The organism is Amorphus coralli DSM 19760 (assembly GCF_000374525.1).
Classification (GTDB): domain Bacteria; phylum Pseudomonadota; class Alphaproteobacteria; order Rhizobiales; family Amorphaceae; genus Amorphus; species Amorphus coralli.
Genome location: NZ_KB894576.1, coordinates 82,845 through 101,110, shown reverse-complemented (window position 1 = coordinate 101,110; position 18,266 = coordinate 82,845). Strand labels below are relative to the sequence as shown.

General features: G+C 68.7%; 20 protein-coding genes. 11 read left to right on the top strand and 9 right to left on the bottom strand.

What is annotated here, in order from left to right; genetic code table 11:
* Positions 1 to 51 precede the first annotated feature (51 nt).
* On the top strand, positions 52 to 1,146 hold the full coding sequence (locus C507_RS21880; RefSeq protein ID WP_018700987.1) for an esterase-like activity of phytase family protein: 1,095 nt from the start codon (positions 52 to 54) through the stop codon (positions 1,144 to 1,146).
* Here the strand turns inward: C507_RS21880 and C507_RS0117325 are convergent.
* Positions 1,106 to 1,762 carry a queuosine precursor transporter gene (locus tag C507_RS0117325; protein WP_018700986.1) on the bottom strand — a complete coding sequence of 219 codons (657 nt, stop codon included), beginning with the start codon at positions 1,760 to 1,762 and terminating at the stop codon, positions 1,106 to 1,108. The genes C507_RS21880 and C507_RS0117325 overlap by 41 nt on opposite strands.
* 91 nt (positions 1,763 to 1,853) lie before the next feature.
* The gene (gene rpmB, locus C507_RS0117320) at positions 1,854 to 2,147 is read right to left on the bottom strand and encodes a 50S ribosomal protein L28 (RefSeq protein WP_018700985.1); all 294 of its coding nucleotides are present in this window, start codon (positions 2,145 to 2,147) and stop codon (positions 1,854 to 1,856) included.
* A gap of 283 nt (positions 2,148 to 2,430) precedes the next feature.
* Between rpmB and C507_RS0117315 the strand changes: the two genes are divergently transcribed.
* From C507_RS0117315 to C507_RS0117290, 7 genes are all read left to right on the top strand, one after another.
* Complete coding sequence (locus C507_RS0117315; protein WP_018700984.1) at positions 2,431 to 3,279, top strand: DUF3108 domain-containing protein; 849 nt, start codon at positions 2,431 to 2,433, stop codon at positions 3,277 to 3,279.
* A gap of 780 nt (positions 3,280 to 4,059) precedes the next feature.
* Positions 4,060 to 7,350, top strand: coding sequence for a helicase-related protein (locus tag C507_RS0117310; protein ID WP_018700983.1), 3,291 nt, complete (start codon positions 4,060 to 4,062; stop codon positions 7,348 to 7,350).
* Positions 7,340 to 7,660, top strand: coding sequence for an RNA-binding S4 domain-containing protein (locus C507_RS0117305; RefSeq protein WP_018700982.1), 321 nt, complete (start codon positions 7,340 to 7,342; stop codon positions 7,658 to 7,660). The genes C507_RS0117310 and C507_RS0117305 overlap by 11 nt, the downstream gene beginning before the upstream one ends.
* 179 nt (positions 7,661 to 7,839) lie before the next feature.
* Positions 7,840 to 8,178, top strand: coding sequence for a ferredoxin FdxA (gene fdxA / locus C507_RS0117300; protein ID WP_018700981.1), 339 nt, complete (start codon positions 7,840 to 7,842; stop codon positions 8,176 to 8,178).
* Positions 8,179 to 8,333: 155 nt separating this feature from the next.
* Complete coding sequence (locus tag C507_RS23160) at positions 8,334 to 8,552, top strand: hypothetical protein (protein ID WP_156829367.1); 219 nt, start codon at positions 8,334 to 8,336, stop codon at positions 8,550 to 8,552.
* A 152-nt stretch (positions 8,553 to 8,704) separates the two neighbouring features.
* Complete coding sequence (locus C507_RS0117295; protein ID WP_018700980.1) at positions 8,705 to 9,301, top strand: CarD family transcriptional regulator; 597 nt, start codon at positions 8,705 to 8,707, stop codon at positions 9,299 to 9,301.
* Positions 9,302 to 9,533: 232 nt separating this feature from the next.
* Positions 9,534 to 10,403 carry an RNA polymerase factor sigma-32 gene (locus C507_RS0117290; RefSeq protein ID WP_026319201.1) on the top strand — a complete coding sequence of 290 codons (870 nt, stop codon included), beginning with the start codon at positions 9,534 to 9,536 and terminating at the stop codon, positions 10,401 to 10,403.
* Positions 10,404 to 10,522: 119 nt separating this feature from the next.
* Here C507_RS0117290 and C507_RS22880 read toward each other — a convergent pair whose 3' ends face one another.
* Positions 10,523 to 10,666, bottom strand: coding sequence for a DUF3096 domain-containing protein (locus C507_RS22880; RefSeq protein WP_018700978.1), 144 nt, complete (start codon positions 10,664 to 10,666; stop codon positions 10,523 to 10,525).
* A gap of 183 nt (positions 10,667 to 10,849) precedes the next feature.
* On the bottom strand, positions 10,850 to 11,416 hold the full coding sequence (locus C507_RS0117280; protein ID WP_018700977.1) for a TetR/AcrR family transcriptional regulator: 567 nt from the start codon (positions 11,414 to 11,416) through the stop codon (positions 10,850 to 10,852).
* A gap of 112 nt (positions 11,417 to 11,528) precedes the next feature.
* On the opposite strand from C507_RS0117280, the gene C507_RS0117275 reads away from it, so the two are divergent.
* Positions 11,529 to 11,900 (top strand): RidA family protein, encoded by a 372-nt coding sequence (locus C507_RS0117275; RefSeq protein ID WP_018700976.1) that lies wholly within the window; start codon positions 11,529 to 11,531, stop codon positions 11,898 to 11,900.
* 7 nt (positions 11,901 to 11,907) lie between these two features.
* Here the strand turns inward: C507_RS0117275 and C507_RS0117270 are convergent, their stop codons facing one another.
* Positions 11,908 to 12,714, bottom strand: a complete 807-nt coding sequence (locus C507_RS0117270) for an SDR family NAD(P)-dependent oxidoreductase (RefSeq protein WP_018700975.1) — start codon at positions 12,712 to 12,714, stop codon at positions 11,908 to 11,910.
* Positions 12,715 to 12,758: 44 nt separating this feature from the next.
* Positions 12,759 to 13,061: a DUF1330 domain-containing protein gene (locus tag C507_RS0117265; RefSeq protein ID WP_018700974.1), complete on the bottom strand. Its 303-nt coding sequence runs from the start codon at positions 13,059 to 13,061 to the stop codon at positions 12,759 to 12,761.
* A 148-nt stretch (positions 13,062 to 13,209) separates the two neighbouring features.
* Here C507_RS0117265 and C507_RS0117255 point away from each other — a divergent pair, with 148 nt between their 5' ends.
* A complete protein-coding gene (locus C507_RS0117255) occupies positions 13,210 to 13,470 on the top strand; it encodes a LysR substrate-binding domain-containing protein (RefSeq protein ID WP_018700972.1) in 261 nt (86 codons plus the stop codon).
* Positions 13,471 to 13,566: 96 nt separating this feature from the next.
* Here the strand turns inward: C507_RS0117255 and rpsA are convergent, their stop codons facing one another.
* The 3 genes from rpsA to aroA form a co-directional block, all read right to left on the bottom strand.
* Positions 13,567 to 15,270 carry a 30S ribosomal protein S1 gene (gene rpsA, locus C507_RS0117250; RefSeq protein WP_018700971.1) on the bottom strand — a complete coding sequence of 568 codons (1,704 nt, stop codon included), beginning with the start codon at positions 15,268 to 15,270 and terminating at the stop codon, positions 13,567 to 13,569.
* A 251-nt stretch (positions 15,271 to 15,521) separates the two neighbouring features.
* Positions 15,522 to 16,172, bottom strand: a complete 651-nt coding sequence (gene cmk, locus C507_RS0117245) for a (d)CMP kinase (protein ID WP_018700970.1) — start codon at positions 16,170 to 16,172, stop codon at positions 15,522 to 15,524.
* Positions 16,169 to 17,506, bottom strand: coding sequence for a 3-phosphoshikimate 1-carboxyvinyltransferase (gene aroA / locus C507_RS0117240; RefSeq protein ID WP_018700969.1), 1,338 nt, complete (start codon positions 17,504 to 17,506; stop codon positions 16,169 to 16,171). The genes cmk and aroA overlap by 4 nt, the downstream gene beginning before the upstream one ends.
* Positions 17,507 to 17,793: 287 nt before the next feature.
* Between aroA and C507_RS0117235 the strand changes: the two genes are divergently transcribed.
* Entirely contained in the window at positions 17,794 to 18,225 is a 432-nt protein-coding gene (locus C507_RS0117235) for a TIGR02300 family protein (protein WP_018700968.1), read from the top strand.
* Positions 18,226 to 18,266 lie beyond the last annotated feature (41 nt).

Genomic DNA, 18,266 nt, shown 5'->3' with positions numbered 1-18,266 from the left:
GGTTCGCCGTCCGCAAACGCGTCAAGGAAGACAGGCCGAGCGATTCCGCACGTGGGTGACAAGCCGAATGGCTCAAAAGCCGTGTCCCGCGCCGCGACCCTGGCGGTCGTGGCGCTCGGCATTGCGGCGCTTGCCGCGCCCCCTGCCCTTGCCGATCCGATCCGCGTGGAGAGCCAGTTCATTCGGCAGTTCCACGTCCGCGATCCGGCACGCCGCATCGGCGACCTCACCTTTCTCGGCGGGTTGGTGCTCACCTCTCGCAGCCGCGACTTCGGCGGCTATTCCGGGCTCGTGGCGTCGGAGGACGGCGCGCGTCTCACCCTCGTCTCCGACTATGGCGACTGGCTGACCGTCGTCCTTGATCAGCAGGCGGACGGGACCCCCTCCGGTGTGCGGTCAGCCGACAGCCTGCGCCGGCGGGCGACGAACGGCGCACCGGTCGATGCCAAGCGGGACGGCGACGCGGAGGCGGTGACGCGGTTCGGCGACGGGCTGCTGGTCTCGGTGGAAAGCGCGCGCCAGCTTCTGTTGTATCCCGGGCCTGATCCGACCGCCGCGACCCCCAAGGTCCTGGCGCTGCCGGCCGAGACCCGCTGCCTGCCCGGCAACGGCAATCTCGAGGCCATCGCGGTTGCGCCGGATGCAAGCCCGGTGGCCGGCACGATCGTGCTGTTTGCCGAGCGCGGATGCGCGGACGGCCCGGTGGCGACCGGTTCCGGCGCGCTGCCGGTCTGGCTGGTGGCTCCAGACGGCACGACCCGGCGCGTGACGCTGGCCAAGGACGGCGACTTCCGGCCCACCGACGCGGCCTTCCTGGAGGGCGGCGACCTGTTGCTTCTGGAACGCCGCTACAATGGCGGCTTCGATATCGGCATGCGTATCCGCCGCCTGCCGCGCGAGGCGTTCGCCGGCGCCGGGCCGCTGGACGGGCCGGTGCTGGTGGAGGCGGATTTCGCCTACGAGATCGACAACATGGAAGGGCTGGCGCTGAGCCGGGACAGCCACGGCCGGACGCTGATCACGCTGGTGTCGGACGACAACCGGTCGATCCTGCAGCGCACGCTGATCCTGCGCTTCCGGCTGGAGCGCGGTGCGGAACCGCCGCTCAGGCCTGGGGCTGCTGACGGAAGGGCAGAACGCCCATGAAGGCGATGAGAAGCCGGTAGGGCGCCAGCAGGACCAGCGCGACGGCGAGCTTCACGGCGAGATCGCCAAGGGCCCAGGACACCCAGCGGGGCGCCTCCAGCGAAAGCAGGCCGAGGATCGGCGCGGCCTCGATGGCGAAGGCATCGTTGGGGCCGACAAAGGCGAAGGCCGCCGAAAAGGCGATGCCGAAGAAGAGCGCCGTGTCGACCAGCGAGCCGAGCACGGAGGAGGCGAGCGGCGCCCGCCACCACGCCTGCCGGCGGAGCCGGTTGAACACCGAGACGTCGAGAAGCTGTGCCACCAGGAACGCCGATCCCGAGGCAATCGCGATGCGCGGCGACGCCAGCATCACCGACAAGGCGATGGCCACCATGAAGCCAGCGATCACCACCATCCGCGCCGGACCGGGCCCGAAGCGGCGGTTGGTGAGGTCGGTCACCAGGAAGGCGATCGGGTAGGTGAACGCGCCCCAGGTCAGGAGGTCGGCGAGGTCGTAGCCGTCGACGACGATCCGGACCGGGTACTGGACCAGGATGTTGGAGGCGAGCACCACCGCCGTCATCGCGGCGATCGCGATGCCGATCCGGCGGGCGCTGAAGGAGGGCGATCCCGTCATCGGGCTCAAGCCACCATCGGTCCGGGGGGCAGAAGACCGCGACAGACGCCCGGCGGATCCGGGCGCAGCGCGGTGCGAACGAGACGGGCGCTTACGCCGCCGCCTCGGCCTTCTTCGACACGATCTCACGCTTCAGGAGAAGGGCGCGTTGGGACAGCTCTTCGTCCTTCGCCTTCATCAGGAAAGCGTCGATGCCGCCCCGGTGCTCGACGGTGCGCAGCGTGGACGCGGCCACGCGCAGCTTCAAGCCACGCTCGAGGGTGTCGGAAAGCAGGGTCACCGTGCACAGGTTGGGCAGGAAGCGGCGCCGCGTCTTGTTGTTGGCGTGGCTTACGTTGTTACCGGTCAGCACGGCCTTGCCGGTCAGTTCACAGCGACGGGCCATTGCAAAAAATCCTTGTTCGGCGGGCTGGCGAACGAGCCTCCAGCCCTCACGTCTTCTCACAGGGTGATGGGAGCGTGTTTCTATAGGAATGCCGCCGATCCACGTCAAGCGGGTCACGCACAGGAATCGCACGCAGAGCGCTTTCCGGTGCCGCGCGGGAGGCCTTCGTTAACCCGCTGGTCACCATGTCGCTCCTAGGGTCGTCGAGATCGCCCGATCGCCGGGCGAACCGCATTTTCTGAAGGGTGGGGCGCCACAGTGCGCGTCGCCGAACGAGGGCAGCATGGTGACATCACGTCAGTCGAAAGCGATCGCGGGCCGCCTGGCGGGCCTCGGATTCGCCGCCGCCTGCATCCTTGCGGGCGCGGCCAACGCCGGCGACCGGACCACCGCCGGCGTGCGTTACGACGTCAGCTTCAAGGGCGTGACGATCGCCAAGGGCAGCCTGTCCCTGATCCTCGACGGCTCGGCCTATTCCGCCAAGGCGGCGATGCAGCCCACCGGCTTCGCCTCGCTGCTGACCGCCTCGACGGTGGATGCGGAAGCCGAGGGCCGGTACGGACCGGGCGCCATCGCGCCGGCCCGCTACAGGCTCAACTCCGTCGATCCCGGCATGACCACCAAGGTCGCCATGCGGATGGCGCGGGGCGACGTCTCCAAGGTGGCGGCCGAACCGCCGCTGACGCCGGCACCGGACCGGGTGCCGGTCACGGGCGCGCACCGAAAGGGTGTGCTGGATCCGATCAGCGCCTCCATCGTGCCCATCGCGCTCGACGGCGAGACGCTCGACGCGAAGACGGCGTGCAGCCGGGTCGTGCCGGTCTTTGACGGGTGGACCCGCTATGACGTGTCCTTTTCCAGCAAGGGGACGGAACGGCTGAAGACGCCGAGCTACAGCGGCACCGCCTTCGTGTGCTCTGCGCGCTGGTCGCCCATCGCCGGCCATCGGGCGAATTCCGACAGCGTCGAGTACCTGGTGAACAACCGGGGGCTGGAAGCCGCTTTCATCGCCGTGGGCGAGAAGATGCTGGTCCCCGTCCGCGTGGAGATCGAGACGCCGCATGGCGTTCTTGCGGTGCAGGCGACCGACGTGAAGCTGCAGGGCGTGCAACTGGCCGACGCCTCGCGCTGAGCGAGCTCCTGCGGACTGGCGGAGCGGCCCGCCCGCTTCGCCGCCGATTGTTCTCTGACAGTGTCTCTGATCCGAAACCCCGACAGGCAGCCGATCCGCGGATTTCGCTGCGTGTGCCGGCTCGATGAACGTCGGGGCGAAACAAGAAAACATCGCGCCTATCGTTAACAAAGCCTAAATCTGATCTTTAAAATTGCAGTATATCTGCCGCTATAGACAGATTTTTTGCGAACAAAACATGAATAATGAAGTCATGCCGATTCGATCCCGATTCGTACGACTTGTGTTCCCGCAGCTGGCGCGGATTCGAAAAAAGCCTTCCGAGGCGGATAAAGCGCACTGGCGTGCTTGACTCGGTGGATGATTCGAGTCCGCCGCCGAGACTCGCGATGATTGTTCCGGTGCGAGTGGAAACCAGGCCCGAAAACAAGATCTGGGGTGCAAATTGCGATTCGGAACAAGGGGTTGCCGGGAACGAACCGTGAATCGGAAAAAGTCGCCGATTCGGGCTCGATTCGTTCCAGACTCGTTCCGGTTGCGCGGGGGCAAGCCAAAAATTGGGCATGCGGCGGCCGCCTCATGTGATAGAGAGGGGTGGACCGCAGCCGGGCCGCAGCGCCTGGAACAACTGCACGGAAACTGGAAGCACCCGCGTCTTTCCTTGCCAAGACATGGAGGTCGGACCGGGAACACGCGACGGCTCCGCGCCGTTTCGATGGGAAGAGCGCCGACGTCCGCCGGCCAGCCGAGCCCCCGATCTCTATGACCGTTCAAGCGCCAATGCCCCTTCCCCGCCAAGTCCGTGCGCGCACGGTCACGGCGGTGCTGGGTCCGACCAACACCGGCAAGACCCATCTCGCCATCGAGCGCATGCTGGGCCACAAGTCCGGCCTGATCGGGCTGCCGCTGCGCCTGCTGGCGCGCGAGGTCTACGGCCGGGTGGCGGCCCGCGTCGGCGAGGACCAGGTGGCGCTGATCACCGGCGAGGAAAAGATCCTGCCGCGTCAGCCGCGCTATTATATCTCCACCGTGGAGGCGATGCCGCGCACCACCGACGTGGACTTCGTGGCCATCGACGAGGTGCAGCTGGCCAGCGACCTGGAACGCGGCCGCACCTTCACCGACCGGCTGCTGCGGTTGCGCGGCCAGTCGGAGACGCTGCTTCTCGGCGCCGCGACGGCCCGCCCGCTTCTGGAGAAGCTGCTGCCGGGCGTGAATGTCGTCACGCGGCCGCGCATGTCGGTGCTGACCTATTCCGGCTCCAAGAAGATCACCCGGCTGCCGGCGCGATCCGCGGTGGTCGCCTTTTCCGCCGACGAGGTCTACCAGATCGCCGAGCTGATCCGCCGCCAGCGCGGTGGCGCGGCGGTGGTGCTGGGGGCGCTGAGCCCGCGCACCCGCAACGCCCAGGTGGAGCTGTTCCAGTCCGGCGACGTGGACTATCTGATCGCCACCGATGCCATCGGCATGGGGCTCAATCTCGACGTCGATCACGTGGCCTTTGCCTCGGACCGCAAGTTCGACGGCTACCAGTACCGGCGGCTGAACGCGGGCGAGCTGGGCCAGATCGCCGGCCGGGCGGGCCGCCACATGCGCGACGGCACGTTCGGGGTGACGGGCCGGGTCGATCCGTTCGACGACGAGCTGGTGGAGCAGCTTGAGACCCATGCCTTCCAGCCGCTGCGCGTGTTCCAGTGGCGCAATCCGGACCTGGAGTTCGGCTCGATCGCGGCGTTGCGCCGGGCACTGGAGCGTGCCCCAAGCGAGGAGGGGCTGACCCGGGCGCCGCCCGCGGAAGACGTCGCCTGCCTCGAATTTGCCGCCCGGGATGCGGAAATCAGCGATCTCGCGCATGGACCGGCGGCGGTCGAGCGGCTATGGGACGTGTGCCAGCTTCCGGACTACCGCCGGATCGCGCCCGCAAACCATGCCGAGCTGGTGCTCGGGGTCTATCGCCATCTGATGACGACGGGCCGGATTCCGGACGATTGGTTCAGGAGCCAGCTCGCCTTCGCCGACCGGACGGACGGCGATATCGATACGCTGTCGAACCGGATCGCGCACATCCGGACCTGGACCTATGTTGCCAACCGGGCCGACTGGCTCGACGATCCCGCCCACTGGAGAGAAACCACCCGCGCCATCGAGGACCGACTGTCGGACGCGCTTCACGAGCGTCTGACGCAACGCTTCGTCGACCGTCGAACGAGCGTCCTGATGCGCCGGCTGAGAGACAACGACATGCTGGAATCCGAGATCACGACCTCGGGGGACGTGGTGGTCGAAGGGCACCACGTCGGTAACCTCCACGGCTTCCGCTTCATCCCGGTCTCGACCGCCGAGACGCCGGACATGAAAGCCGTGCGGGCCGCCGCCCAGAAGGCGCTGGCGAGCGAGTTCGAGCGCCGCGCCGATCGGCTGGCCGAGGCGCCGGATGCCGCCTTCGTGCTGTCCTCCGACGGCGCGATCCGCTGGCAGGGCGAGGCGGTGGCGAAGCTGATGCCCGGCGAGGAGACGCTGCGTCCCGCCATGCTGGTGCTCTCCGACGAGCAGCTTTCCGGCCCGGCGCTGGAGAAGGTCCAGGCGCGGCTGCAGCTGTGGCTGACCACCCACGTGGAAACGCTCCTGAAGCCGCTGTTCGACCTGAAGAACGCCGCCGATCTCGACGGCATCGCGCGGGGCCTCGCCTTCCAGATCTCCGAGGCGCTCGGCGTGCTCGACCGCCAGCAGGTGGCCGACGAGGTGAAAGGGCTCGACCAGCAGGCCCGTGCCGGGATGCGCCAGTACGGCGTGCGCTTCGGCGCCTATCACATTTTCGTCCCGGCGCTCCTGAAGCCGGCGCCGAGCCGGCTCCTGGCCGAGCTCTGGGCGCTGAAGAACGCCGATCTGGAGGTGCCGGGACTGGCCGAGCTGCCGCAGTTGTCCGCCTCCGGCCGGACCTCGATACCCGTCGATCCGACGGTGCCGAAGGCGCTTTACGGCGTCGTCGGCTTCCGGGTCAGCGGCAACCGGGCGGTGCGCATCGATATCCTGGAGCGGCTTGCCGACCAGATCCGGCCGCTGATTGCCTGGAAGCCGGCCGACAAGGGCGCGACCCCGCCGGAAGGGGCCATCCCGGAGGGCGGCGGCTTTACCGTCACCGTGTCGATGACCTCGCTGCTGGGCTGTTCGGGCGAGGACTTCGCCTCGATCCTGAAGTCGCTCGGCTACCGGGTGGAGCGTCGCGCGGCGCCCGCGCCGACACCGGCCGAGCCGGCAGCGGTCAGCGAGCCGGGGGGCAGCGGCGCGATCGCGGCGCCCTCCGGCGATGCGCCCGACACGCCAGTGGAGACGGCCGGGGACGGTCCGGTGGACGCCGGTCTGACCCAGGCGGAGGCCGAAGCGCCAGCCGCCGAGGCGCCGGCACCCAGCGCGGAGCTGGCAGCCGACGGCACCGCCGCCGAGGCGGCTGTTGCCGACCAGGCGGCCACCGCCGGGGAGGCCGACGGCGCGCCCACCGACACGCCCGCGCAGCCCGAACCGGCGGAAACGACCGCGCCCGGTGATTCGGAGGCCACGGTCCCGCCGTTGTCGGAAACCGAGGCCGAAGCCTCAGCCGAAGCGCCGGTGGTGGATGCGGTTGCCGGGGCGGAGACCGCGCCGGCCAGCGAAGCGAGTGCGGACACTCCGGCGGCCGACGGAGCCGGTGCCGAGGCCGAAGCCGCTCCGGCCGAGCCGGAGATGATCGAGGTCTGGCGCCCCGGACGGAAGCGACGCGGCAACGACCGGCGTCCCGACCAGCGGGGCGAGCGCGGCGACCAGGCGGGCAATCGCGACGGCAAGCCGGGCCGCGGCCGGCGCGGCGGCGGCGATCGCAAGCCGCACCAGGGTCGCGGCGGCGAAGGCGGCGGCAAGCGCCACGGCGGGCCCGGCGGTGGTCCCAATCGGCCCGGCAAGGGGGGCGGCGGGCCGCGCGACGACCGCCGGCCGAACCGTCCGCCCCAGCGGGAGCGGCCGGTGGACCCGGATTCGCCGTTCGCCAAGCTGGCCGAGCTGAAGAAGAACCTGGAGAAGGGCCCGGGTGACGCCTGACGCGGAGGAGCCGGCCGACCGGCTGCGCATCGATCTGTGGCTCTGGTGGGCACGGTTCGCCCGCTCCAGGTCGCTCGCCCAGGAGCTGGTCGGCAAGGGCCGGGTCCGGGTCAACCGCGACAAGGTGAAGACGCCCGGCCGGCGGGTCGGCGTCGGCGACGTGGTCACCGTGGCGGCGCACCGGCAGGTGCGGGTGGTGCGGATCCTGGCGCTGCCGGACCGGCGGGGGTCGGCGACGGTGGCCCGCGGCCTCTACGAGGACCTTTCGCCGCCGCCGGACGAGGCCGGTGCGCCCGGGGACGACGCATGACAGCGTCGCGTCATTCGGCCCAAAGCCGGGCCGTTGCACGGGGCGCCGCGGATTCCCATCCTCACGACCACCCTGGAATTAAACGAAGGTTGCTTGAGACCGGCGCGCACAGGCGCTAATCCCGTGTTGGTTTCCGCGCGGCGCAAAAACCCTGCGCCGGGCCCGTTTGGAGGATCGAGATGACGTACGTCGTCACCGACGCGTGCATCAAGTGCAAGTACACCGACTGCGTCGAGGTGTGCCCCGTGGATTGTTTCTACGAGGGCGAGAACATGCTCGTCATTCATCCCGACGAGTGCATCGACTGCGGCGTGTGCGAGCCGGAATGCCCGATCGACGCCATCAAGCCGGACACCGAGCCGGGCCTGGAAAAATGGCTCGAGGTGAACGTCGAGTACGCCAGCAAATGGCCGAACATCACGGCCAAGAAGGACGCGCTGCCGGAAGCGGACGAATTCGACGGCGTCGAGGGCAAGTTCGAGAAATACTTCTCGGCCGAGCCGGGCGAGGGCGACTGATCGGTCTGTGTGCGCCGGCCCCTCGCGGGCTGCGCGCTGGCTCCGCCCGAGAGGCGGCCCGCCCCGGACGACGCCCGGCGTCCACCCCTGTTGGTAAGCCGGCTTACCTGAATTCCGCAGGCCGAAACGGGTGCTGAGCGCGCGAACGTGTCCAAATGCCGCACAGCCTGCGCGTGCATTCCGGCGCCGCAAGTCTTTTTGCCGTGCGGCAAGCCTTTGATTTTTACCCGATTTGCGTTATATTAGGAAATTCGTTTGATCGTCTGGATCGAGGCATCATCAGCCGCCACCATCCCGTCATCGCCGTGATTTCGTCGGCTGGCCCTGTCGCCCGCCGGACGCATGGCCTCGGATTTGTGGCTGGAGATCGCTGACGCAAGCGCGCGTTCATCCGCTGGACGCGCCGGGGGCAGGTCCGGTGATCGGCGCAAGCAAGCGGCGCCAATGGCCGCTCAATAGACGATTCGACCGGAATGTCAAAGGTCGGGTCCACAAGACGTAAGTAGGCGCAGGAGTGCACACTCGTATGGCCACCTCGGCAAAGAAACCCGCTCAGCGGTCGACCTTCAAGCCCCAGGATTACATCGTCTACCCGGCCCACGGCGTGGGTCAGATCGAGGCGATCGAGGAGCAGGAGGTCGCCGGCCACAAGCTCGAGCTGATCGTGGTCAATTTCGAAAAGGACAAGATGACGCTGCGCGTTCCGGTCGCCAAGGCGAAGAGCGCGGGCCTCCGCAAGCTCGCCGACGCGCCGACCGTGAAGAAGGCGCTGGACGTCGTCACCGGCCGCGCGCGCGTGAAGCGCACCATGTGGAGCCGCCGCGCCCAGGAATACGAGGCGAAGATCAACTCCGGCGACCTCCTGTCGATCGCCGAAGTGGTCCGCGACCTGTTCCGCGCCGACACCCAGCCCGAGCAGTCCTATTCCGAGCGCCAGCTCTTCGAGGCGGCGCTGGACCGGATGGCCCGCGAGATCGCGGCCGTGAACAAGGTCTCCGAGACGGAGGCGGTCAAGCTGATCGAATCGCAGCTGGCCAAGGCGCCGCGCCGCGGTCCGAAGACGGCGGAGGCCGAGGCGGCCGACGACGTGGACGGCGAGGCGGAGCAGGAAGAGGCGGCCTGATCGGCGCTTTCCGAGCAACTGTCTAAGCTTTCGTGGAACGGGCGCCCCTGGGCGCCCGTTTTGCGTTCGGCGCCCTGTTGCGCTGCGCAGGGCCGGCCGGCCCCGCCTGGCGGCACGCACCCCCGTCACGGGCGTTCACGTTTGTGTGCTGAGGCCCGAATCATCTCGCATGATCCGGCCTCCGGCGCGCATCGTAGAGGGGGAGGACAAAAGACCAGCATGCGAGGCCGCCATGGCAGGGACAACACCCTCTCGTCGCCAGCTCGTTCGAGCCGCGATGAAAGCGCCGTATCTGGAACGGGACGAGGAACTCGCCCTGGCCCGCAAATGGCGGGAGGAGGGTGACCAGCCCTCCCTCGACCTGCTTGCCTCTGCCCACATGCGGCTGGTGATCGCCATCGCCGCCAAGTTCCGTCATTTCGGGTTGCCGATGAACGACATGATCCAGGAGGGTCACGTCGGACTTCTGGAAGCGGCCTCGCGCTTCGAGCCGGAGCGCAACGTCCGTTTCTCCACCTACGCCACGTGGTGGATCCGCGCCTCCATCCAGGACTACATCCTGCGCAACTGGTCCATCGTGCGGGGCGGCACCTCATCGACCCAGAAGGCGCTGTTCTTCAATCTGCGTCGGCTGCGCGCCAAGTTGTCGCGCAACGGCGGATCCGCCACCGACCCGGCTGTCGTCGCCGAAATCGCAACGGCGATCGGCGTCTCTACCGCCGACGTGGAGCTGATGAACGCCCGCATCTCCGCTCCCGATACCTCGCTCAACGCGCCGGTGGTCGAATCCGACGAGCAGGCCTCCGATCGCCAGGATTTCCTGGTCTGCGAGGCGCCGCTCCAGGACGAGACGGTGGGGACGGTCATCGACACGGAACGCCGCAGCCGGTGGCTCAAGCGGGCCTTGAACGAGCTGTCGGAACGCGAGCTCAGGATCGTGCGCGAACGCCGGCTCGCCGACGAGGGCGCGACGCTCGAGGCCCTCGGCTCTGCGCTGGGCATCTCCAAGGAGCGGGTCCGGCAGATCGAAAGTCGGGCGCTTGAGAAGCTTCGCACGGCGCTCCTGCGCGATCATCCCGACCGGGCCGCCTTCACGGGCTGAGCCCGCCGGTCCCGTCCTCCCGAGGCCATTGGCCGATTGGGGGTGTCCGGAGGGCCCGTCGTCCCGGGCCAAGGCCTGGCTGACGGGCCTCCGGGCGCCCCTTTTTTGCGGACCGGGTGTCAGCCCGCGAGGCCGGGGAAGAGGCCAAGCACGCCGATGATGATGAGATAGGCGGCGACCGCGTAGTTGAGGATGCTGGGGACGATGAGGACCAGAACCCCGACGACAAGCGCGAGCAGCGGCTGAACGGCAAATTCCATCATGGTTGGGCACTCCCTGTGGCGCAGGTCGGCCGGTCCCGGCGCAAGCCCGGAGGGCGCCTGCGGGTCTTCAGCCACCGCCGGGTGACGGGGCCGGGCGAACGCTTTCAGCCCGTGGGCGGGAGCGTCCGCACCCCAGAGTTGTGAATCGGATCGCGCGGTGCGTCCAGCCCCGCGCAGCCGGTGTCAGAGCAGCGCGGCGAAAACCGCCCGCACCTGCTCAGCCGTCGGCCTGGGACCCTGGCCGGTCACGTAGCGGAGCGTGATGCCATCAATCAGCCCGGCGCAGACCTCGACCGGCGCATCGGCGCGCCTGCCCGCCATCAGATCGAGGAAGAAGGCGATGGGTCGCTGCGCGGCGGCCGTCAGTCGCTCGCCCACCCCCTCAAGCTCCGGCCGGCGGGCGGCCGCCAACGTCAACTCCATGCGGGCGAGAAACAGGTCACGCTCACGATCGGCGTAGGCGACGAGTTCGACGCCGACATAGTCGATCGCCGCATCCATGCCCTGAGCGGCAACCCGCTCGGAAAAGCCGACCTGCAGGTCGTCGCAATCCTTGCCGAGCAGTGCCTCCAGCCGATCTGCCGCCGCGGCGAGCAGCGCCGCCTTCTTCGGAAAATGATAGCTCGTGGAGCCGGCCGGGAGGCCGGCAGCCGCGTCCACCGCACGGTGGGTGAGCCCGTCGAGACCGGCGCCGGCGATGACCGCGAGGGTGGTGTCGAGGATGAGGGTCTTGCGGTCGGGGGCGGCCATGCACACAGGACTCTACAAATGTAGTGGAATGCGCTACAAGATACGGCAAATGTCCAACCAGAGGAAGGGCTCCCCCGTGACGCCGTCCATAACCCGACTGAACCCGCCCACGATGCCCGACTCTACCGGGCTCGGCTATTCCCAGATCTCCATCGTCGAAGCCGGCCGCGTTGCTTACGTGTCCGGGCAGGTCGCGGTGCCCCCCGACGGAGGTGCCGTCCCGACCGGTCTCGCCGACCAGGCGCGGCTGGCTGCGGCCAATGCCCGTGCCGCTCTCGATGCGCTCGGCGCCGGTCCCGAGGATATCGCGATCCTGCGCTGCTTCATGACGGACCTCGGGCCAGACACGCTGGCGACCGCCTATCCGGCGGTACTGGAGCTGTTTGCCGGAGCCGCGCCTTGCGTCACGGGCGTCGGCGTCGCGGCGCTGGCCGGCGAGGATCTGAAGATCGAACTGGAACTGACGGTGCGCCTGCCCGGCTGACCGTCTCTCAATCCGCCAGGTAGGGCGCGATCATCGCATCGATCGCGCCGGCAACGGCGGTACGGACTGCCGGGTCGGCGCCGTGCTGCGGTTTGGCGAACCGGCCGCTGTCGTTGTCGAAATAGCGCCCGGAGGCGTCCGCAAACTCTGAGGAGAGGGCCGCGCGGGTCAGGATGTCCACGCCGACGCCGACATCCTGGCCGGCCACACCGAAGCCCTCCCGGACCATCCGGGTGGCCAAGAGCGAGCCGGGATTGACCGCCACTGTCACCGGTCCGTCCGGTCCCAGTTCGGCGGCGAACGCCGCGGACCAAAGCGTGAGCGCCAGCTTGCTCTGGGCGTAGGCGGGCATGGGCTCCAGCCGGCGCCGGCCGGCAAGCGCCTCCAGGTCGACCGGTGCCTGGGCGGCGGAGGAGAGATGAACGATGCGGCCATCGGCCGGTATCAACGGCAGGAGCCGCCGGCTGAGCAGCGCCGGCGCCAGCGTGTTGACCACGAAACGCACGTCGAGGCCGTCGGGCGTGATCGGATCATCGGTGCGGTAGACGCCGGCATTGTTGATCAGGACATCCAGCCGGGCGTGGCGGCCGGCCACGGTATCGGCGAGCGACGCGACGTCGGCGAGGCGGGACAGGTCCGCCTGCACCGTCTCCACAGGACCGGCGCCGTCCACAGCACCGAGATCGGCGGCCGTTGCCTCCAGCTTGTCGGCGCTGCGGCCATGGACGATGAGCCGGTGGCCCAGGCCCGCGAGATGCAGGGCCGTCTCCCGGCCGATTCCGTCGGTCGCTCCGGTAATCAGGATGGTTTTCATGGCTGTCCTCAATCTCCGAGCGGCGGCGCCGCGGCGGGCCGGCCTCAGCCGAGGTCGTCGGAGCCCGCGATCAGAACGTGAGTGCTGACGGATCCCGCCTGGCGCGCCTTGAGCTGCGGTGCGTATTCGGGATCGTTCATGAAGGCGAGCGCAGCCTCCCGCGACGGCCACTCGATGATGACCCGCAGCGCCACCTCGTTCGCCTCGCCTTCCAGCCGCTCGTGGCTCGTCGTGCGGGCCAGGTAACGACCGCCGTGGGCGGCAAGCCGCGCGTTGGTGACGGGGGGATAGTCGGCCAACCAGTCGGTGCTGGTGGGGGTGACTTCGAGAACCGAATAGTAAGCCATGGTGCGGTCTCCGTGCCGGGTGCGGGGGATCAGATCTGTTCCAGGACCTGCTTGCCGATGACCCGTCCGCTCTCCTGGCGGACATGGGCGGCGCGCAGGCTCTCCACGTCGAGCTTGCCGGCTCGTTCGGTCACCGTCGAGAGAAGGGATGCGGTGCGCGCTGGTGGTGGACGACGGCGCCTCGCAGCGCATCGCGACACTGGCCGGGGCGGGGCTGTCGATCAACTCGCTGTGGAGCGTCGAGCACGACCTGGCGGCCGGGCGGCTGGTGCGGGTCCTGCCGGACTGGCGGCTCAACGACCACTCGGTGCTGTGGCTGGTCTATCCCCGGTCCAACGTGCTGACCGCCAAGACGCGGACCTTCATGGACTATCTGATCGAGACGCTGGGGCGCGGCCGGGCCTGGTAGGGCGGGAGCCGGCCGGGCAAAAGAAAAGGGCGGCCCGAGGGCCGCCCTTCGTGGTCTTGCGTGACGGCGCTGCGCGCCGCCGGCCGAAACCCGGCCTTACTTCTCGTCGTCGCCGCCTTCGCGGGCCTTGAGGGCCGCACCGAGGATGTCGCCGAGCGACGCACCGGCATCGGTCGAACCGAACTGCGCGACGGCTTCCTTCTCCTCGGCGATTTCCAGCGCCTTGATCGACACGCCGACCTTGCGGGCCTTCTTGTCGAACTGGGTGATGCGGGCATCGACCTTCTGGCCGACCGAGAAGCGCTCGGGCCGCTGCTCGGAGCGGTCGCGGGCGAGATCGGCACGGCGGATGAAGGCGGTGAGATCGGTATCGACGATCTTCACGTCCAGGCCGGCATCCTGAACCTGCGTCACTTCGCAGGTCACGATGGCGCCCTTGCGGACTTCGCCAGCCTCGGTGAACGGGTCGCCCTGGAGCTGCTTGATGCCCAGAGAAATCCGCTCCTTGTCCACGTCGACGTCGAGCACAACGGCGCGAACCATGTCGCCCTTGTTGAACTCGGTGATGACGTCCTCGCCCGGACGGTTCCAGTCGAGATCCGACAGGTGGACCATGCCGTCGATGTCGCCATCGAGACCGATGAACAGGCCGAACTCGGTCTTGTTCTTGACCTCGCCCTCGACCTCGGAGCCCACCGGATGGCTCTCCAGGAACTGCTCCCACGGGTTCTCGAGCGTCTGCTTGAGGCCCAGCGAGATGCGGCGCTTGACGGGATCGACCTCGAGGATGACGACCTCGACTTCCTGGCTGGTCGACACGATCTTGCCCGGATGGACGTTCTTCTTCGTCCAGCTCATCTCGGAGACGTGGATGAGGCCCTCGATGCCCGGCTCCAGCTCGACGAACGCACCGTAGTCGGTGATGTTGTTCACGCGGCCGGTAAAGCGCGCGTTCACCGGGTACTTCGCCTCGATGCCTTCCCACGGGTCGGCCATCAGCTGCTTCATGCCGAGCGAGATGCGGTGGGTCTCGTGGTTGACCCGGATCACCTGCACCTTGACAGTCTGACCGATGGTCAGGATCTCGGTCGGGTGATTGACCCGGCGCCACGCCATGTCGGTGACGTGAAGCAGGCCGTCGATGCCGCCGAGATCAACGAACGCACCGTAATCGGTGATGTTCTTGACCACGCCCTCGATGATCTGACCCTCTTCGAGGCTCTGGACCAGCTCGGAGCGCTGCTCGGCGCGGGTTTCCTCGAGCACGACGCGGCGCGACACGACGATGTTGCCGCGGCGCTTGTCCATCTTGAGGATCTGGAACGGCTGCGGGGTGTGCATCAACGGGCCGACGTCGCGCACGGGACGGATGTCCACCTGGCTGCGCGGCAGGAAGGCCACGGCCCCGTCGAGGTCGACGGTGAAGCCGCCCTTGACCGAGTTGAAGATCTGGCCGGTGACCTTCTCGTTCTTGTTGAAGGCAACCTCGAGCCGGATCCAGCTCTCCTCGCGCCGCGCCTTGTCGCGCGACAGAACGGCCTCGCCGAGCGCGTTCTCGACGCGCTCCAGGTAGACCTCGACCTCCTCGCCCATGGCGAGTCCGTCGTCACGGCCCTTGGCGCCGAATTCCTTCAGCGGCACGCGGCCTTCGACCTTGAGGCCGACGTCGATGACGGCGAGGTCCTTTTCGAAGCCGACCACCGTCCCTTTGACGACGGTCCCTTCCTGCATGTCAGCCGCTTTGAAAGAAGCATCGAGGAGGGCGGCAAAATCCTCGCGCGAAGGGGTCTGTACGGTCATTCAGTCTCCTGGTCGCCGATTGCTCGGCAGGCGCCGGGGGTTGGTGTTGATCGTTCCGTCCTAAAAGGGTGTCATCTTGGTCCGCCCGGAGGCGGACAAGCCGGCGCAGGACCCCTGCAGGACAGCCGTGTCTCTGGTGAAATGCAACGAGCGACCGGGATCGAGCGATCTCGGCCGTCCGCAATCTTCCGCGCAATGTGGGGGCGATCGGGCCCGGTTTCCAACGAAACCGCTGTCCGATCCGGCAGGACCTATCGCGACCCGGACGCGCCGGGCGACGAACGCAAGGCCCCGTCGACGATTTCCACAGCCGCACGGAACGCGGCATCTATATCCAAGTCCGTCGTGTCGAGCAAGACGGCGTCGGGCGCTGCGGCAAGGGGCGCCACGGTGCGGCCGGAGTCGCGGGCGTCGCGCCGGCGCAGGTCGGCCAGCACCTCGTCGAAGGAGCAATCCTCGCCGCGGCCCTGCATCTCGGCGGTGCGGCGCGCGGCGCGGGCCTCGGGCGCGGCCGTGACAAAGAGCTTGGCCACGGCATGGGGGCAGACGACGGTGCCGATGTCGCGACCGTCGAGCACCGCACCCGGCTCCGCATCGGCGAAGGCGCGCTGGTGCTCCACCAACGCGGCGCGGAGTTCGGGCAGGACGGCGATCTTCGAGGCCGCCTCGCCGATGGCGTGGCCGGACAGGTGCGCCCGGTCCATGGCGGCAAAATCGATCCGGCGGGCCGCGGCGACGGCGGCCGTCTCGTCGTCCAGCGGTTCGCCCCGGGCGACGAGCTCGCTGGCGACGGCGCGATAGGTGAGGCCGGTGTCGAGATAGCGCAGGCCGAAATGCTCCGCCAGGCGGCGCGCCAGCGTCCCCTTGCCGGACGCGGCGGGTCCGTCGATGGCGACGATCACGCTGCCTCTCCCGCGGTGAAGGCGGCGCCGAGGCTTTCCATCATGGCGGTGAAGCCGGGGAAGCTGGTGGCGATCATGCGGGTGTCGTCGACGGTTACTGGCTCGTCGGCGGCGAGCCCCATGACCAGGAAGCTCATGGCGATGCGGTGGTCGAGATGGGTGGGCACCGTGGCGCCGCCGGCAAGCCCGGTGCGGCCCGTCACGGCCATCCACGTGTCGCCGGTCTCCACCGCGATGCCGTTGGCGCGCAGCCCGGTGGCCATGGCCTCCAGCCTGTCCGCCTCCTTCACGCGCAGTTCGCCGACGCCTTCCATGCGCGTCGTGCCCTCTGCGAAAGCGGCAGCCACGGCAAGCACGGGGTACTCGTCGATCATCGACGGCGCCCGGCTGGGCGGCACGGTGATGCCCTTGAGACGGCTGGCGCGCACGTGCACGTCGCCGATGCGCTCGCCGCCGGAGATCCTCTCGTTCTCGATGGCGATGTCGGCGCCCATTTCCGAAAGCGTGTCGAACAGGCCGGTGCGAGTCGGGTTGAGAAGCACGTCGGAGACCATGACGTCGGAGCCCGGCACGATGAGGCCGGCCACGATCGCGAAGGCGGCAGAAGAGGGGTCGCCCGGCACGACCAGGTCCATCGGCTCCAGTTCGGCACGACCGGTGAAGGAGATCTGGCGGCGCCCGGACGCGTCTGTCTCCGTCTTGATCGGCAGGCCGAAGCCCGCGAGCATCCGCTCGGTGTGGTCGCGCGAGGGGCTGGCCTCGATGACGGTGGTGGTGCCCGGCGCGTTGAGACCGGCGAGCAGCACCGCCGACTTGACCTGGGCGGAGGGCACCGGAAGCTCGTAGGTGATGGGCACGGCGGTCTCGGCACCGCGCATGGTGAGCGGCAGCCGGTCGCCGGAGCGGGCGAGAACGGTGGCGCCCATGCTGCGCAGGGGATCGAGCACCCGCCCCATGGGCCGGCGCGACAGCGAGGCGTCGCCGATCGCGGTGGCCACGATCGGGTGGCTGGCGAGCAGGCCCAGGGTGAGGCGCACCCCGGTGCCGGCGTTGCCGAAGTCGAGTGCGGTCTCCGGCTCCAGAAGGCCGCCGACGCCGACGCCGTCCACATGCCAGCGGCCGTCGTCGGTCCGGACGACGTGAGCACCGAGCGCGCGCATCGCCCCCGCCGTGGCCATCACGTCTTCCGATTCAAGAAGGCCCTCGATGGTGGTGTGGCCGACGGCGAGGGTGGCCAGCATCAGGGCGCGATGGGACACCGACTTGTCGCCGGGCACGCGCAGGCGGCCGTTGAGGGCGGCAGCGGGAGATGAAGTCAGCGGGGTCGGTGCCAAGCGGGTGTGCCTCGGTTCGGCCGCCCGGCTGCGAGGCCCATTCCGGCAGCGGTGGCGGCGTCGGTCTGCCGGGGCGCAACGACCGGTGGCCGGTCGGTTTCGGCCCATCGGCGGCGCCCGCGACGGGGTAACGGGGACGCTAGCTAACACGCTCCCGGTGCCCCGTCACCCCGGGCGCACGGCCCGCGGATTGAGACATCCTTTTCAAAGTGTGTCGATTCGGCTTTGACACGACCGGCCCCTCTGTGTATTCGAGCCGCCTTCCTGTCAGAACGCGAGGCGGTTCCGTGGCGAAACCAGAGCTCGGCACCAAACGACTGTGCTCCGAATGCGGGGCAAAATTCTACGATCTGAACAAGGATCCGATCCTGTGCCCGAAGTGCGGCACGCCGTTCGTCGTGGCATCGGCACCGCCGCCGCGGCCGACCAAGGCGGCGGCCGCTGCTGCCGCGGCCAAGCCGGAACCGGAAGCGGAGACGCCGGAGACCGACGAGGACGAAGGTGTCGAGCTGGTTTCGCTTGACGAGGCCGACGAGGATGCGGCTCCGGCCAGCCGCGAAACGCCTTCGGATGACGACGACGAGCAGGACATCGAGCTCGACGCCGACATCCCGGACGACGACGACGACAACTTCCTCGAAGACGACGAGGACGGTGATGACGACGTTTCCAGCGTCGCGCGCGCGTCTGATGACGACGAGGAAGACACCGACCGCTGAGGCGAACGTGTCGCTGCGGTGGAAAGAGGCCAAAAGGCCTA

What these genes read in the sequence shown, in the direction of transcription:
- C507_RS0117325 (WP_018700986.1), bottom strand. Translation starts at nt 1,762, where the DNA reads ATGACGGGATCGCCCTCCTTCAGCGCCCGCCGGATCGGCATCGCGATC.
- rpmB (WP_018700985.1), bottom strand. Translation starts at nt 2,147, where the DNA reads ATGGCCCGTCGCTGTGAACTGACCGGCAAGGCCGTGCTGACCGGTAAC.
- C507_RS0117315 (WP_018700984.1), top strand. Translation starts at nt 2,431, where the DNA reads ATGGTGACATCACGTCAGTCGAAAGCGATCGCGGGCCGCCTGGCGGGC.
- C507_RS0117310 (WP_018700983.1), top strand. Translation starts at nt 4,060, where the DNA reads ATGCCCCTTCCCCGCCAAGTCCGTGCGCGCACGGTCACGGCGGTGCTG.
- fdxA (WP_018700981.1), top strand. Translation starts at nt 7,840, where the DNA reads ATGACGTACGTCGTCACCGACGCGTGCATCAAGTGCAAGTACACCGAC.
- C507_RS23160 (WP_156829367.1), top strand. Translation starts at nt 8,334, where the DNA reads ATGCCGCACAGCCTGCGCGTGCATTCCGGCGCCGCAAGTCTTTTTGCC.
- C507_RS0117295 (WP_018700980.1), top strand. Translation starts at nt 8,705, where the DNA reads ATGGCCACCTCGGCAAAGAAACCCGCTCAGCGGTCGACCTTCAAGCCC.
- C507_RS0117290 (WP_026319201.1), top strand. Translation starts at nt 9,534, where the DNA reads ATGGCAGGGACAACACCCTCTCGTCGCCAGCTCGTTCGAGCCGCGATG.
- C507_RS22880 (WP_018700978.1), bottom strand. Translation starts at nt 10,666, where the DNA reads ATGATGGAATTTGCCGTTCAGCCGCTGCTCGCGCTTGTCGTCGGGGTT.
- C507_RS0117280 (WP_018700977.1), bottom strand. Translation starts at nt 11,416, where the DNA reads ATGGCCGCCCCCGACCGCAAGACCCTCATCCTCGACACCACCCTCGCG.
- C507_RS0117275 (WP_018700976.1), top strand. Translation starts at nt 11,529, where the DNA reads ATGCCCGACTCTACCGGGCTCGGCTATTCCCAGATCTCCATCGTCGAA.
- C507_RS0117270 (WP_018700975.1), bottom strand. Translation starts at nt 12,714, where the DNA reads ATGAAAACCATCCTGATTACCGGAGCGACCGACGGAATCGGCCGGGAG.
- C507_RS0117265 (WP_018700974.1), bottom strand. Translation starts at nt 13,061, where the DNA reads ATGGCTTACTATTCGGTTCTCGAAGTCACCCCCACCAGCACCGACTGG.
- C507_RS0117255 (WP_018700972.1), top strand. Translation starts at nt 13,210, where the DNA reads ATGCGGTGCGCGCTGGTGGTGGACGACGGCGCCTCGCAGCGCATCGCG.
- rpsA (WP_018700971.1), bottom strand. Translation starts at nt 15,270, where the DNA reads ATGACCGTACAGACCCCTTCGCGCGAGGATTTTGCCGCCCTCCTCGAT.